This is a genomic window from Arthrobacter sp. 260, assembly GCF_013116745.1.
GTDB lineage: Bacteria > Actinomycetota > Actinomycetes > Actinomycetales > Micrococcaceae > Arthrobacter_D.
Map to the genome: position 1 here is coordinate 1 of NZ_JABFOE010000033.1, position 647 is coordinate 647.

The following is a 647-nucleotide window of genomic DNA, read 5'->3' on the forward strand; positions in this document are numbered from 1 at the left end:
TTTACACAGCGCCGCCAAATTGCCGTAGCTGGTTTTCCCGCCCTGTGACCAGGGTTTGGTGTGGTCGAGTTCGCAGAACACCGCCAACCGGTTGCACCCCGGATGCCGACACGTCCGATCCCTAACCCTGACCGCGTCCTGCAGGTCCTTCGGTACCCGATACGTGGTGGCATCGGCCCCAAGCCTCGCCCCCGTGAACGGGTGGGTAAGGATCCTTATGAATGATGGCGCGTGCCCGGCGAGTCTCCGGGCCGTTTCGGGGTCAATCGGCCCGTACCCTTCAAGTTCCCCCGGCGCGTCCCCGCCGAGGAGAGTCATCACCGGGACGGTCACGAACACCTTCGCCTGCACACCCCAGAAGGCACCGACACCACCAGCAACACGGCCGATCGGCTCGCCCACGGCGGTCGATCCGCCGTTCCCTGGCATCCCGCCCAATCCGTTGATCCCGTCCGACGTGGTCGATCTGTAGGGCTGATCCGGTTCACTGGTCCCGTCGACGCCAGGATATCCGGTGCTCATGTGCCCGGTGGCTCCGGCGCTGGTGAGGACGTCGGCGAGGACGTCGGCGCGTAGCTGGGTGAGGGTGCGGGGTTCGTCGGGGCCTTGGAGGTGGCGGGCGGCGGTGTCGACGCGGTGGAAGATCC

The 647-nt window shown here is 66.6% G+C and carries 1 protein-coding gene; it reads right to left on the reverse strand.

The features are described from left to right. Positions 1–647 (reverse strand): HNH endonuclease signature motif containing protein (locus HMI57_RS18265; protein WP_171587418.1); only part of this gene is annotated, 647 nt, incomplete at both ends.